Annotated in this window: 10 protein-coding genes; 7 read left to right on the forward strand and 3 right to left on the reverse strand. The window is 70.8% G+C overall.

Features of this window, described 5'->3' with window-relative positions; translation table 11 throughout:
- Positions 1-82: 82 nt before the first annotated feature.
- From K8625_RS19875 to K8625_RS19890, 4 genes are all read left to right on the forward strand, one after another.
- Complete coding sequence (locus K8625_RS19875; RefSeq protein WP_223783590.1) at positions 83-1,339, forward strand: metallophosphoesterase; 1,257 nt, start codon at positions 83-85, stop codon at positions 1,337-1,339.
- A gap of 38 nt (positions 1,340-1,377) precedes the next feature.
- A complete protein-coding gene (locus tag K8625_RS19880; protein ID WP_223783591.1) occupies positions 1,378-2,049 on the forward strand; it encodes a TIGR02269 family lipoprotein in 672 nt (223 codons plus the stop codon).
- Positions 2,050-2,062: 13 nt separating this feature from the next.
- The gene (locus tag K8625_RS19885; protein WP_223783592.1) at positions 2,063-2,776 is read left to right on the forward strand and encodes a double-CXXCG motif protein; all 714 of its coding nucleotides are present in this window, start codon (positions 2,063-2,065) and stop codon (positions 2,774-2,776) included.
- Positions 2,777-2,843: 67 nt separating this feature from the next.
- A complete protein-coding gene (locus K8625_RS19890) occupies positions 2,844-3,485 on the forward strand; it encodes a TetR/AcrR family transcriptional regulator (RefSeq protein WP_223783593.1) in 642 nt (213 codons plus the stop codon).
- Between the two features lie 65 nt (positions 3,486-3,550).
- Here the strand turns inward: K8625_RS19890 and K8625_RS19895 are convergent, their stop codons facing one another.
- A complete protein-coding gene (locus K8625_RS19895) occupies positions 3,551-8,065 on the reverse strand; it encodes an amidohydrolase family protein (RefSeq protein WP_223783594.1) in 4,515 nt (1,504 codons plus the stop codon).
- A 185-nt stretch (positions 8,066-8,250) separates the two neighbouring features.
- Here K8625_RS19895 and K8625_RS19900 point away from each other — a divergent pair, with 185 nt between their 5' ends.
- Positions 8,251-9,861, forward strand: a complete 1,611-nt coding sequence (locus K8625_RS19900; RefSeq protein ID WP_141328976.1) for a serine/threonine-protein kinase — start codon at positions 8,251-8,253, stop codon at positions 9,859-9,861.
- A 250-nt stretch (positions 9,862-10,111) separates the two neighbouring features.
- The gene (locus K8625_RS19905) at positions 10,112-10,960 is read left to right on the forward strand and encodes a RimK family alpha-L-glutamate ligase (protein WP_223783595.1); all 849 of its coding nucleotides are present in this window, start codon (positions 10,112-10,114) and stop codon (positions 10,958-10,960) included.
- 24 nt (positions 10,961-10,984) lie between these two features.
- Here K8625_RS19905 and K8625_RS19910 read toward each other — a convergent pair whose 3' ends face one another.
- Together K8625_RS19910 and K8625_RS19915 are read right to left on the reverse strand one after the other, a co-directional pair.
- Complete coding sequence (locus tag K8625_RS19910; protein WP_223783596.1) at positions 10,985-12,409, reverse strand: alpha/beta hydrolase-fold protein; 1,425 nt, start codon at positions 12,407-12,409, stop codon at positions 10,985-10,987.
- A gap of 39 nt (positions 12,410-12,448) precedes the next feature.
- Positions 12,449-12,994, reverse strand: coding sequence for a hypothetical protein (locus K8625_RS19915; protein ID WP_223745954.1), 546 nt, complete (start codon positions 12,992-12,994; stop codon positions 12,449-12,451).
- 149 nt (positions 12,995-13,143) lie between these two features.
- On the opposite strand from K8625_RS19915, the gene K8625_RS19920 reads away from it, so the two are divergent.
- A complete protein-coding gene (locus K8625_RS19920; RefSeq protein WP_141328968.1) occupies positions 13,144-13,680 on the forward strand; it encodes an FHA domain-containing protein in 537 nt (178 codons plus the stop codon).
- Positions 13,681-13,722: the final 42 nt, after the last annotated feature.

A 13,722-nucleotide genomic window follows, 5' to 3' on the forward strand; every position in this document is an offset into this window, starting at 1 on the left:
TGGGCGCACACGCGGGGTGATTCACGTTTCTTCACGGAGGAGCGCCTTGCGGCGCGTGGGGCTCGGGGGAGTATTGGGGGACATGGATTCACCGGCGCGCTTCATCGTCTTCGCGGTGCTCACGGGGCTCATCACCGTGGCCGTCCACATCTACCTGTATCGGCGCCTGTTCGCGGACACGCTGGAGGACGCGCGATGGCGGCGGGTGGGGATGGGGGTGCTGACGGCGCTGGGCACGTTGTTGGTGTTGTCCTGGTCCGTGACGCGCTTCCTGCCGATGGACGCGTTGTTCGCGGTGGCCACGGGCGTGTGGATGTGGATGGGCGCGGCGCTGTACCTGCTGCTCGCGCTGTGGGGCATCGGCGGTGCACGGGCGCTGGGTCGACGGCTGACGCGTGCGCGCGTGCCGGAGGCGGACACGGGGAGCGTGGTGGCGGGCGGGTTGATGGCCGTGGTGGAGGGCACGGGGAGCGGGCTGGAGGTGGAGGTGGCGCCCGCAGAGGTGAACGTGGAGCGGCGGCGGTTCCTGGCGCGGGCCACGGCGGGCGGGGCGTTGCTCGCGTCGGGAGGGCTGACGGGCTACGGGGCGTGGCGGGCGTTCCATCCGCCGGTGGTGAACGAGGTGGCGGTGAAGCTGCCGGGGCTGCCGAAGGCGTTGGATGGGTTCACCATCGTCCACCTGAGTGACATCCACGTGGGTCCGGTCATCCAGCGGCGGTTCATGGATGAGCTGGTGGCCCGGTGCAATGACTTGCGTCCGGACCTGGTGGCCATCACGGGTGATTTGGTGGACGGGAAGGTGGCGTCATTGGGGCCCGCGGTGGCGGCGCTGCGGGAGCTCCGGGCGGGGCACGGGACGTACTTCGTGACGGGGAACCACGAGTACTACTGGGACCAGGACGCGTGGGCGCAGGCGCTGGAGGGAATGGACATCCAGGTGCTGCGCAATCGGCATGTGAGGATTGGCGATGCGGGGGCGTCGTTCGACCTGGTGGGCGTGGATGACTGGTCCGGCGGGCATACGGGCGTGCGCGGGTATGACTTGGAGGCGGCGGTGAAGGGGCGCGAGCCGGAGCGGGCGGCGGTGTTGCTGGCGCATCAGCCCTCGAACTGGCGGGTGGCGGCGCAGGCGGGGATGGGATTGCAGTTGTCGGGGCACACGCATGGAGGACAGTTCTTCCCCTTCACGCTCGCGGTGTCGGCCATCTGGGAGCACGACGCGGGACACTTCCAGGAGGACGGCAAGCACCTGTATGTCAGCCGTGGAACGGGCTTCTGGGGGCCTCCGCTGCGCGTCGGCGCGCCGCCCGAAATCGTGAAGGTGACGCTGCTGGCCTGACAAGTCATGACAGACCTGGATGCTAGGTCTGTCTGACCATGCGAACCCGACCCGCCGTCTGCCTTTCGCTGTTCGCCGTCTCCTGGCTGGGCTGCGCCAGCGTCGCGCCCTCCGTGGCACAGCAGGCCTGGGAGGAGGCGGAGACCGAGTGCGACGCCTCGAGCGAGGACCAGTGCGTCACCCTGCTGTGTCTGGGAGACACCTGTGGGTTCTATCCCTGCGAGAGCACGCCCGGCGCCATCGAGCTGACGCGGTTTCCTCCCTCGCGGCCACCTGCCGCCGCCGCGGCTCCGGGCAGTGGACCGAGGAGGAACTGGGGAGGCGCGCAGCAACTTCCCAAGGGTTGGGTGATGACGTTCCCCAACTGGAACGGCGCGCCCTCCCAGGTCATCCCGCCCTCACATCAGCTCCCGAAGGGACGTTGGGAGAAGCACCACATCTTTCCCCAGTCATCGGACCTCGCCAGGTGGTTCGACCGACAGGGGGTGAAGATCCACGACTACACCATGCCCATTCCACTCCATGTCCATCGACGCATCCATGATGGAGGCGCACGAGGAGGGGCGTGGAATGATGCCTGGCGCGAATTCATGGCAAACAACCCAGGCGCTCCTCCAACGGAGATCTTCCGGTTCGCGGGTGAGTTGATCCACCGCTTCGAACTGGTGGGCGGGCCCATTCGACCCTACTACCAGCGTCCCGGGACATGAGAGCCTCTCACTCATGATCCGGTACTTTCGGCTGCGCGAGAACAAGGCAACCGTCACGGCGAGCTTCGACGCGAGTCACAAGTGGGGCCTTCCTGGCGTCCATTGCCCCGCTTGCAAAACCACCTGGGCTACTTCTGGGCTCCTGTACCCGGCCGTAGACCTGTCCCAACTGCCGGAGCGCCGCGAGTTCGAGCGAGCCCGCCCCGAACCCTTCGCCGAATTCGCACGGCTCCGAGAGCTGGTGCGACCTCTCGCGCCACCCAACGCCCTGCTCCTTCCCGGCACACTCTTCGGCCCCCTCGTGGGCACCGCGTCCGGAGATTTCGGCGCGTTCACGTCCCTGGGCCATCTGCCTTGGGTGGTTCGCAAGGATGCCTTCGAGCGCCTCCAGGCCGAAGGAATCCGCGGCCTCCTCGGCGGCCCCACCGAGCTGCGCTTCCGCAAGAAGAACCCACCGGAGCTGCTGGAGCTCCAGCTCGAGCCTCATGGCCAGTTGCACCCGGACTGCATCCCTCCGGATGTGCCCCCTCCGTGCGAACTGTGTGGCCACCGGTACTTCCGCCTCCCGGATGAGCCCATCCTGGACGCAGCCTCACTGCCTCCGGACCTGGACCTGTTCCGCGTGGGCAACTTCGCGACCGTGAGCGTCGTCACCGAGCGCTTCATGCACGCCGTGCAGCGCCTGGAGCTGTCCGGCCTCACCTTCCACGAGCTGCCCACCCGTTAGCGTTCCGCCCGAAATCCACACGGTGACGCTGGTGACCCGAGACCCTCGGGGTATGGTTTTCGCCGCCATGGGCAAGGAACCAGCGAAACGAGAGCTCAAGCAGGAACGCTCCGCGCGAACCCGCGTGGACATCCTCGAAGCCGCCATCACCCTGTTCGCCAAGCGTGGCTTCCTCGCCACCACCATGGCCGACCTCGCCCGCGCCATCCACATGACGCCCGGCGCCCTGTACTGGCACTTCCCCGCGAAGGAAGACCTGCTCCTCGCCGCCATCGACGAGCTCCACCAACGCTACGTCATCGCCTTCGAACCCCTCTTCGCCCACTACCGCTCCCTCTCCGCCCGCGAGCAGCTCCTCGCCTTCACCCGCCGCACCCACGAGTTCCTCGGGGAGCATCGCGAGTGCGGCATCTTCTTCGGCATGCTCGCCGCCGAGGCCGCCGACTCCAACGAGCGCGTCGCCGAGGCCATCCGCGAGAAGCTCGGCCTGTACTCCCACATCCTCGGCGGCATCCTCCGCCACGGCCAGAAGACCGGTGAGTTCCGCCAGGACTTCGACCCCCACGTCGCCGCCCAGGGCATCTTCGGCGGCTACATGGGCGCGCTCATGTACCAGAACCTCTTCCGCGCCACCCTCGACTACGACCCGATGGCCGCCGCCCTCGACGGCCTGCTGGCCAACGGCGCCCTCGCGCGCAAGAACGACTGACCCCAGCAACGACCCGGGCGGCCCCCGGACACCGGGAGCCGCCCGAACCTCAACCCAGACTCACATCAGGGCGCGACGAGCACGTTCGGCGCCCCCGGCGTCAGCTGCGTGGTGAACCGGAAGTCCTCCACGTTGTCGTCCGTGTCCGAGCCGTTCGGAATCCGCGACAGCGAGCCCTCCACCGTGTCGATGTCCACCAGGCCCGCGGTGCTCCGCGGCCCCTCCTGCAGGTCGAACCGCTTCTGCGAACCGCTGATGGTGGCCTGCATCACCGGGCCCTCGTACGACAGCGAGTCCACAATCGCGTCCTGGAGGCTGTCGTAGAGGGCCACCGCGTCCGCGGAGGGGCTGCTCGCCGTGCCACCGTTCTGGATGGCCGTCGTCGACAGCAACACCTTCACGCCCGGCTGGTCACGAAGCACGCCAATCACCGCCTCCGGTCCCACGACCAGGTACTCCCCAGGCCCCAGCGTGCCCACGCTCTTCAGATCGATCTTCGCGTAGCTCGCCGGCTGCGCCACGCCGCCGTTCACGTAGACGAGGAACAACCCATCCAGCGAGACGGCGGCCGGCGTCGGGTTGAAGAGCTCCACGAACTCCCGCGTGTCCGTGCTGCGCTGGTCGTAGTCGACCTCGTTGACCACCAGGTGATTCAGCTCGGGGCGCTCCGCCGTGGAGACCTGCGCCGTCAGCGTCACCCCCGCGTACGTCGCGCTCAAGGTCCCCGTCGCCGCCTCGGTGCCCGCGGTGAAGAGGGCCTGCGCGGTCCGCTGTCCCTCCGCCACCGTCACCGTGGCGGACTCCAGCGTCCCCAGGCCCGTCTCCGGCGTCAGCGCCACCGCGACGACGGCGCCACCCGCCTGCGCCGCGCGGTCCAACGTCACCGTGAAGCCCTGCTTCGCCCCGAAGAACACCGTCGCCGTCGCGGGCGTCAGCGAGGCGAGCTTCGCCGGAGGCGGCGTCACCGTGACGGTCGCCGCGCGGCTCACGCCGAGCAGCGACGCCGTCACCGTGCCCGTCCCCTCACCCTCCGCGTCCGCGGTGAACAGGAACGTGGCCTCCGTGCTCCCCGCCGGCACCGTCACCGTGGCGGGCACCGAGCCGTAGCGCGTCACCCCCGTCCCCGGCGCCGCCCCCAACGTCACCGCCAGGTCCTGCGCGGGCGCCGAGGACAACGTCACCCGGAACTCCTGCGTCTCGCCGTACCGCACGGACACCGGCCCCGCCGGCGACAGCGACACGAGCCTGGGCGACGACAGGTCCACCGTCACCGTGGAGCTGGCCTGGCTGGTCCCCACCACCGCCGTCACCGTGCCCGAGGGCCCCGCCGCCGCCTCGTCGAGCGTGAAGGTGAACGTGGTCTGCAGCGCGTTCTTCGCCACCGGCACGGAGACCGCCGGCGTGAAGGTGCCGAACCCCGTCTCCGGCACCGCGAACAGCGCCACGGACGCGTTGTCCGCCGCGGGCCGGTCCAACGACACCGTGTACGTCACCGAGCCGCCCGGCACCATCGTCACCTCCGCGGGCGACAATCGCGCCACCAGCGCCTGCTCGTCCTGGCCCAGCACGCGCACCGTGGCCTGCCGCGACACCCCGCGCAGCGTGGCCGTCAGCACCACGCTCTCCGCGGGCGCCAGGGCCTCCACCTTCACCTCGACCGAGCTCTGGTTGCGCGGCACGCGCACCACGTCGTTGACCACGCGCAGCGCGGCGCTGTTGCTGGAGGTGACGGCCACGTCGATGGCCTCCGTGTACGTGCCCGACAGCGTCAGCGTGAGGACCTGCGGGAAGGTGCTCACCGCGCCCGTCCCGCCCAGGCGGACGTACGCCCCCGGCCCGAAGCTCGCCAGCGTCGGCATGGGCGGCATCAGGTCCGCCGAGCTGCGCGGCAACACCTTCGAGTCGCTGAACATGTACGTCAGCACCCCGCGCAGCGCGCCGTACTTCGTCCCCACCGCCGGGTCCCGGTAGCTGTAGGCGAAGTCATCCACCATCAACCCCGCCTGCCCCGGGTCCCCGCTCTCGTTGACGAGGAACTGCGAGAAGGAGTCGACGCCGCTGGAGACCGTCACGTCGAACACGTCCACCAGCACGCCCTCCAGCGCCTTCGCCCGAGGCCCACCGGTCCGCACGTCCGCGGTGGTGACGGCCACCGGCGTCGGCAGCGCGCTGCCCGCGCCACGCTTGCGGTACTTCACGTCCACCAGCTCCGGCAGCCCCTGGTAGATGGTCAGCGTCGCCGTGACGATGTCCAGCCGGTCCCCCACCACCAGGTCGTCCTTGGGCGCGTACACGTAGATGCCCGAGTTCTCCACGCCCAGGCCCGGCGGCAGCGGATGCACCTGGACCCAGAAGCCCATCTCCGTCAGCGCGCCGCGCACCAGCGCCGTGACGACGACGTCGTTGAACGACACCGTCTTGCCCACCCACGGATAGCGCCCATCCCCGTCCTGCGTCTTCAGCTCGTGGACCGAGGCGGCCGAGCAGCCCAGGTGGCCCGGGTTCGGGTCGGAGGCACACGCGTCGCACGCATCGCCCTTGCCGTCGCCGTCCTGGTCCGCCTGGTCCGGGTTGGCCACGTAGGGGCAGTTGTCCTGCCACGTGGGGTGACCGTCATGGTCGTCGTCGCCCGCGGTGTACGTCGTGCACGTGGTCGTGTTCGCGTTCAGCGGGCACACGTCGCACGCGTCGCCCACGCCGTCGCCGTCCGAGTCCGCCTGCTTGCCGCCGTCCATCGGACGGATGGGGTTGAAGACGAACGGGCAGTTGTCGGCGTTGCCCTTCAGGCCGTCGCCGTCCGGGTCATCCGAGCGGCTCTCGCCGGAGTACACGTTCGAGCGCTTCACCGACGCGGGGAAGCTGGGGTTGTTGGAGATGCGGCGGGGCACGCACACCGGCTCGCCCTCGGGCACGCCGCAGGCGAACAGCTTGTAGGCCTCCGGGTTGGCGGCCTCCAGCGTGGCCAGCGTCTTCTTCAGCTCCGACTGCACGCACACCGTCTTGCCGCTGCCGCACACGTCCAGCGCGTCACACGGCTCCGCGCCGGACACGAGCGCGCCCACCAGCGCCTGGTCTCCGTAGAGCGCCTTGCCGCCGCGCATCGTCAGCACCACGTCCGCGGCCTCCGCGCTGATGACCGCGCGGTGCGGAGAGGCGGCGTGCGTGCGCAGCGAGTAGATGGCCAGGTCGCCCAGCTTGCCCGGGGCGATGCGGCCCACCCCGGCCTGCATCTCCACCGCCTCCGCGGCCTGGCTGGTCACCATCCGCCACAGGTCCACGTCGCTGAAGGCCCGGTCGAACTGCACGGTGTTGAGCGTGTCCGCGCACTTCAGCTCGCGCAGCAGGTTCATGGAGCCCGACTGCACCCAGTCGGTGCCCAGCGCGATGTTCACCCCCAGCCGCTTGTACGCCGTCACCATCGCCGTGTCGCCGTACAGCGCGACGTTGGAGCGCGGCGACCAGATGAGGCCCGTGCCCCGCTCCGCCATCAGCGCAATCTCCTTCGCCGTCACGCCCACCGCGCTGATGAGGGACGTGCGCGGCTGGATGACGTCGTTGATGCCCGTCGACAGGCAGCGGAACTCGTTGAGCGCCTCCTCGCCGATGCCCTCGGCCAGGTGCGGCAGGTACGTGCCGTGGTTCGGCAGGCCCGAGGTGCGCGGCATGCTGACGTAGTCACACGTGTTGGTCTTGATGTCCGTCTCGCGGCTGCCCAGCGGGAAGTCCACGGACGCGGTGCTCCACTGGTCCAGGCCCTCCAGACGGCTGATCGGCTGGTCCACGTTGCGCAAGAGGCCCGCGGCGCCGCCCAGGCCCGCGATGGACGTGGTGCCCGCCAGCAGGTGGCGCAGCTCGATGTAGCTCACCGCGTCCACCGCCGAGCGCGTGCTGTTGGCGATGCGCGTGTGGTTGCCCAGGCCGACGACCCAGTCCAGCCGGTGCTCGTAGCGCTCGTCCGTCATGGCGAACGGACCGTTCTGCTTGGTGACGTGCTCGTGCGTGTTGATGAGGCCCGGGGAGATGACGCCCGTGGGGCACGCCACGTGCGTGGCCTCGGCGGCGCCCGCCTCCGCGGAGCAGTCACACGACGCGCAGGTGATGACGCCGCTGGCGTCCACCAGCACCTGGCCGCCCACCAGCGTCTCGTCGTCCTTGAGCACCAGGCCCGTGAACAGGCGCGCGCCGTTGCCGGGCTTGGAGACCTCGCACGTGGCGCCGCTCGCCAGGGGCGGAGCGTCCGCCGCCGCGCAGCGCGTGAGCGTCAGCGAGCAGTCCGCCTCACAGCCATCCTGGCCCGTCAGGTTGCCGTCGTCGCAGACCTCCGTGCCCTCCAGCCGGCCGTTGCCACAGGCCGCCTGCGGCCGGGTGGGCGTGGAGGTACAGTCCGCCTCACAGCCGTCGCCGCCCACCTTGTTGCCGTCGTCGCACGCCTCCCCCTCCTCCTGGACCCCGTTGCCACAGACAGCGGCCTGGGTGCAGCCCGTCCCCTCACAGGGCTTCGGGTCCTCCCGCGAGCACCCGACCTGGAACAGCAACACCGCGCTGAGCGCGGCCAACAACGAGCGAGGCGACATTCGCATCTCGGGGGTCTCCTGATGGCACCCGCCTGGGTGCGCGGACGGCACGTACTTGAAACGCCGCGCAGAGTAGCCTGTGAAACATTTCAGCGACAGACGTCCCCGGGGCAATCCACCCTGGCGAAATGCAAGGGGCTCGGGTGCACCCCCCGCAGCCGCTTCCCACCTTTCTGTAGACTGAGAAGCCGATGACCGCCCACACCCTGACGAGCCCCGTCTCCCGCTTCCTCGACGGACACCTACGACGCGATGCGCAGGGCCGTGAGCTGTCCGTGGCGCGCTTCATGGCGGGCCTGTCGGGCGCGTCGGTGGTGGTGGCGGCGGCGCTGGGTCCCTCGTTGGGCTGGGGGCTGACGCAGGCGCTGATGGGGCTGTCGGCGGTGCTGGCGCTCTACTACACGGCGCTGTGGCGCGTGCTGCGCTCGGGCGCGTTCCATCCGGCCATCCCCTGGCTCAACGTGGCCATCGAGGTCAGCATCCCCGCGGTGGTGCTCGCGTTCGACTTGCGCTTCCAGGGGCCCATCTACGCGCTCACCGCGCCCACGCTGGTCATCTGGCCCACGCTGATTACGCTCGCGACGTTGCGCAGCAACCCCCGGCTGGCGCTGGCCGCGGGCCTGCTGGTGGCCGCCGAGTACCTGGGCATCTACTTCCTCTTCGTCCAGCCGCTGCTGCCGGAGTCGGCGCTCATCACGCTGACGCCGCGCTTCATCGCCACGCGGGCCTTCTTCTTCGTGGCCGCGGGCGTCTTCACCGCCACGCTGGCGCGGCACTTCCTTCAGCTGACGCGGGGGGCGCTGTCCGCGCTGCGCGAGCAGGAGGTGATGGGCAAGTACGTGCTGCACGAGCGCGTGGGCGCGGGCGGCATGGCGGAGGTGTACCGGGCCACGTACTGCCCGGAGGGCGGCTTCCAGAAGCAGGTGGCCCTCAAGCGCATCCTCCCCTCGTTCGCGGACGACGACGACTTCGTCGCCATGTTCCGCCGCGAGGCGGAGCTGTGCTCGTCGCTCAACCACCCCAACATCGTGCAGGTCTTCGATTTGGGGCGGCACGGGGGCACGTACTTCCTCGCCATGGAGTTCGTGGATGGGATGCCGCTGAGCACGCTGATGCGGGGGCTTGCGCGCAGGCCGCTGCCGGTGGCGGCGGTGACGTTCCTGGGGGCGGAGCTGGCGTCGGCGCTCGACTACCTGCACCGCCGCACGGGCACGGATGGACAGCCGCTGCGGCTGGTGCACCGTGACCTGAACCCGCCCAACGTGCTGGTGTCGCGCTTCGGCGACGTGAAGCTGTCGGACTTCGGCATCGCGCGGGACTCGGCGCGCTCGCAGCTCACCGCCGCGGGCAGCGTGCGCGGCAAGCTGGGCTACATGGCGCCCGAGCAGGCCGCGGGCAGGCCCTTCGATGGGCGCGCGGACCTCTTCGCGCTGGGCCTGACGCTGCACGAGGCGCTCACGGGGCGGCGCGCGCTGCAGGGCTCCACGCAGGAGGCGCTCTTGCGCGCCACGCTGGACCAGGAGGTGCTCCCGCCCTCGCGCTTCAACCCGGAGGTGCCGCCCGCGCTGGACGCGGCGGTGATGGGGCTGCTCGAAAAGCGGCCCGAGCAGCGCACGGCCAGCGGGGCCATCCTGCGGCAGCAGCTGCTCGCGCTGGAGGGAGAAGCCGCGCCGTATCCGCGGGGACAGGCGCTGCTCGCGGGCGTCCTGCGTGAGGCGTCGGAGCGGCAGCAGCAGGAGAAGGCGGCCCAGGCCTCGCCCGAGGCTCCCGCGCGTGTGCCCGTATCGGCGCGCTCGGCGTGAGGCGCTGACGACACACCGAGGGAGCACGCGCCCCAGGGCCGCGCTCCGCGCGCTCCCGCGGTGAAGCCGGAGCACACCTCCCCACGCCGCTGACCATCACAGTGCGAGCCCCCGCGAAACTCCTGCTGCCCGGACGACCGCGCGCTACGTATCGTGTCGATGCGCGCCGCCCGGTCCGCCTCGACTGTCCGAGGCGTCCGTGCCCGGCCACCGCCCACACCCCTCGGCGCCCCACCTGGAGCCCTTCACCATGGATGTCGCTGTCCTCACCTATTCAGACATGCCCGAGCTCGCCGAGTTCGAGCGTCCCCTGCTCCCCGCGCTCCGCGCGCTGGGCCTGGATGCGCGGCCCGTCGTCTGGGACGACCCGACGGTGGACTTCAAGACCGTGCGCCTCGCCGTGGTGCGCAGCACCTGGGACAGCCACCTGCGCCGCGACACCTTCGTCGCCTGGGCCCAGAAGGTCGGCCGGCTCACGAAGCTCCACAACCCCGCCGACGTGCTGCGCTGGAACACGCACAAGTTCTACCTGCGCGAGCTGGAGGAGAAGGGCATCCCCGTGACGCCCACCGCGTGGGTGGAGCGCGAGGGCACCCTGGACCTCGAAATCGTCGCCCGCGCCCGGGGCTGGGACACGCTGGTCCTCAAGCCCGCTGTGTCCGCCGGCGCCGTGGAGACGCACATCATCCCGCGCGCCGAGGCCGCGGCCGGCAACGCGCTCGTCACCCGACTCTCCGCCACCAGCGAGCTCATGGTGCAGCCCTACCTCCGGGCCTTCGAGTCGGAGGGAGAGCGCAGCTACATCTTCTTCGACGGCGTCTTCAGCCACGCGGTGCGCCGCCCGCCCACGCTGAAGTCCGCGCCGCGCGGCTTCTCGGAGCCCACCCTCTTCGCGCCCGACGCCAAGGAGCTGAAGCTGTCCGAGCGCGTGCTCGAGGCCATGGGCGCCCCGCTGCTCTACGCCCGCGTGGACGTGGCCACCGACAACGAAGGCGTCACCCGGCTGCAGGAGGTGGAGGTCACCGAGCCCGCCCTCTTCCTCAACCTGGACGCCGAGGCCCCGCACCGGCTGGCGCGGGCCATCGCCGCGAAGCTGTAGCGGCGTCGCCGAGGGAGTGCGCGCCTAGAGGCCGCACTCCTTCGCGTCCGTGTTGCGGAACGCGCACAGCAGCCCCGGCTGGCGCTTCTTCCAGAAGGCCCAGTCGTGCGCGCCGCTCACCTCGTTCACGTGCACCACGCCGTAGCCCTTGTTGCGCAGCGCGGAGACGAACTGGAGGTTGGACTGACAGTCGTCCGCGCCCTGCTCGCCGTCGCGCGTGCAGCCCGCAGAGGGTGAGCCGTGGTCCACGTAGAAGCGCACCGGCACCACCGGGTCCGCGCTCGCGCGCACCACCATGGCGTTGCCGTCGTTGCGGTCCACCTCGCCGTCGTGCGGCCAGAACAGCGTGCCGGACTGCGTGCCCACGAAGCCGAACTTCTCCGGCGCGCGGAAGCCCGCGTACACGGAGATGAGCCCGCCCAGCGACGCGCCGGAGATGCCCGTCTCCTGGGGCCCCGTCTTCACGCGCAGGCCCGACTCCACGCGCGGCATCAAGTCATTGACGATGAAGGCCAGGTAGTCGTCACCCCGAGGCGTGGGCCAGCCCGGCGCGAGCGCGGGCGGGAAGGTGTACTGCCCCAGCCGCACGTCCTGGCTCGGCAGCGCGATGAACACGAGCACCGCCGAGTCCTGGGGCCGCGCCTTGTAGTGGGCGTCCGCCGCGTCCACGAAGGACTCGCGGGTGATGCTCTCATTGCCGTCGTGCACGTACATCACCGGCAGCGACGGGCACTCCGGGCCGTCGTACGACGCGGGCGTGTAGACGAAGACATCGCGCGCGTCGTTCAGCGCCGTGGCGCGCACGTCGTACCACGCGGTGAGCCGGCCCTTCGCCGGGTCCTGCGCGTCCGGATAGACGAGCGAGTTGAACTGGCCCACGTCGTTGCGGTTGAGGCGGTCCCACACGACGTTGCGCGCGCGCGGGTCCTCGAAGAAGCTGCCGCCCTTCACCAGCTTGTACGGCTGCGGCCCCGTGCGCGGAACCTCCACCTCCGCGAGGTACAGGTCCGTGTCGCGCACCTGCCCGAGCGGCGTCGCCGTGGGCGACCACTCGTTGAACTCACCGGCCACGAAGGTGTCGCGCGCGGACTCGCCCCGGGCGAAGAAGGCCACGCGCTGGCGGCCCGCGCTCGCGTCGCTCACCAGCGGCGTGCCTCCCTGGGCCTCCACCTGCTCCACGAAGCGGTCGATGGCCTGGGTGCGCTCGTTCGACGTCGTGGCCCGCCCCATGGCGAGCTGCAGGTCCGCCAGGAGCGACATGGGCGCGCCCTTCACCACCGCCTGCCGCTGACAGGCCCACGTCGTCGGACCGCCTCCCCCGTCGGGCGTCGGCCCCGCGTCCGGATAGGACTGGGTGAAGGGCGGCGGCGGGACGACGGGCGCGCCCTCCGAATCATCACAGGCGGACGAGAGGCTCGCGCACAGCAGGACCAGGGACAGACGGCGCATCGCGACTCCAGGCGGCGACAGGCGAGAAGCAGGGACGGACTACGGCTGCGGCTTGGCGGCGGTGGCCGCGGCGGGCACGGTGAGCTCGCGCCCCCACACCCGGACCTTCGTGGCCTTCTCCGCCTCGCCATCGAAGTAGATGCTCGCCTTCACCTTCACGGAGGGCGGCACCTTGATGGAGTCGGCCGACTGTCCGGGGGAGCGGGCCTGCAGCGGCGTGGCGAAGCCGTCCTTGTCCAGCAGCTGCGCGCCGCCGCCCTCGTGCAGGCCCAAGAGGTGCAGCGGCTGGTCCGTCTTGTTCGTCACCGCGAGCACCACCTCCACGCCGCCGCCGTGGGAGGGCTTCGCCTCCAGGACGGACAGCTCGGTGTTGGCGGCCACCTCCTCGGCGGTGGACAGCGTGCGCGAGCCGTCCGCGCTGGCGGCGCCCTTGCGGCCCTCGTTGAAGCCCTCGACGACGCCGCTGCCGGCGCCCTTGGCCACCTCCACCGTCTTGCCCACCACCGTGGCGGTGACGTCCTTGGCCGTCTCACCCTTGCAGGCGGGGACGAGGAGCAGGAGCGGGGCGAGCAGGAGACGACGCATGGGACCTCCAGAAGGATGTGGGCGCGGGTGTACTACAGGGCCCACTCCGCGCGCGAGTGGGGGGCCACCCGCCGGGTTTCAGACGATTCGTGGACACCGGAATGCACCTTCTCGCGCGCTGCGGGGGCCGAAGGGGTTATGAGTCATCCATGGCTCGCGCACTGCTGCTCTCGCTGCTGGTGAGGCAGCACCTGGCACTCAAAGAGAAGTTTCGCGCCAAGTACCCGCACCCCTGGCTGGTGTGGGAGGCAGGCGCGTGGAACGTCCCGGAGACCGTGGACGGAAACGTGGGCGCCACCCGGCTGCCGCTCACGGACCTGAAGGACTGCCTGCCCGCCGGGGACGCCATGTGCTTCGAGCTGGTGGCCCTGGCCGAGCGAGGGCCCATCCGCCTGGGCCGCGCCTCGCAGAACAACGCGCTGGTGGTCAACGACGCCACGGTGTCGCGCGAGCAGCTCATCCTCACGCCCCAGTCCGAGGCCACCTGGCACGTGGCCCGCGTGGCCGACGCCAGGCCCGTGAAGCTGGACGGCCGGGAGCTGCCCGACGCGGGCGTGGTGCTGACGCCCGGCGCGAAGCTCGAGGTGGGCGACGTGCGCCTCACCTTCCACGACGCGGCGGGCTTCGACGAGCGCATCTCCCGCATCGCCGCGCAGGTGCTCGCCCAGACGGCCACCTCGCGCTGAAGGTCCAGGCCGAGACGGCGGCGAGGGCCTCCCGCCGCCACG

The organism is Myxococcus sp. AS-1-15, assembly GCF_020037055.1.
GTDB classification, from domain to species: domain Bacteria; phylum Myxococcota; class Myxococcia; order Myxococcales; family Myxococcaceae; genus Myxococcus; species Myxococcus fulvus.

Excerpts from the sequence above, each read along its gene's own strand:
- K8625_RS19875 (WP_223783590.1), top strand. The coding sequence starts at position 83 with ATGGATTCACCGGCGCGCTTCATCGTCTTCGCGGTGCTCACGGGGCTC.
- K8625_RS19880 (WP_223783591.1), top strand. The coding sequence starts at position 1,378 with ATGCGAACCCGACCCGCCGTCTGCCTTTCGCTGTTCGCCGTCTCCTGG.
- K8625_RS19885 (WP_223783592.1), top strand. The coding sequence starts at position 2,063 with ATGATCCGGTACTTTCGGCTGCGCGAGAACAAGGCAACCGTCACGGCG.
- K8625_RS19890 (WP_223783593.1), top strand. The coding sequence starts at position 2,844 with ATGGGCAAGGAACCAGCGAAACGAGAGCTCAAGCAGGAACGCTCCGCG.
- K8625_RS19895 (WP_223783594.1), bottom strand. The coding sequence starts at position 8,065 with ATGCGAATGTCGCCTCGCTCGTTGTTGGCCGCGCTCAGCGCGGTGTTG.
- K8625_RS19900 (WP_141328976.1), top strand. The coding sequence starts at position 8,251 with ATGACCGCCCACACCCTGACGAGCCCCGTCTCCCGCTTCCTCGACGGA.
- K8625_RS19905 (WP_223783595.1), top strand. The coding sequence starts at position 10,112 with ATGGATGTCGCTGTCCTCACCTATTCAGACATGCCCGAGCTCGCCGAG.
- K8625_RS19910 (WP_223783596.1), bottom strand. The coding sequence starts at position 12,409 with ATGCGCCGTCTGTCCCTGGTCCTGCTGTGCGCGAGCCTCTCGTCCGCC.
- K8625_RS19915 (WP_223745954.1), bottom strand. The coding sequence starts at position 12,994 with ATGCGTCGTCTCCTGCTCGCCCCGCTCCTGCTCCTCGTCCCCGCCTGC.
- K8625_RS19920 (WP_141328968.1), top strand. The coding sequence starts at position 13,144 with ATGGCTCGCGCACTGCTGCTCTCGCTGCTGGTGAGGCAGCACCTGGCA.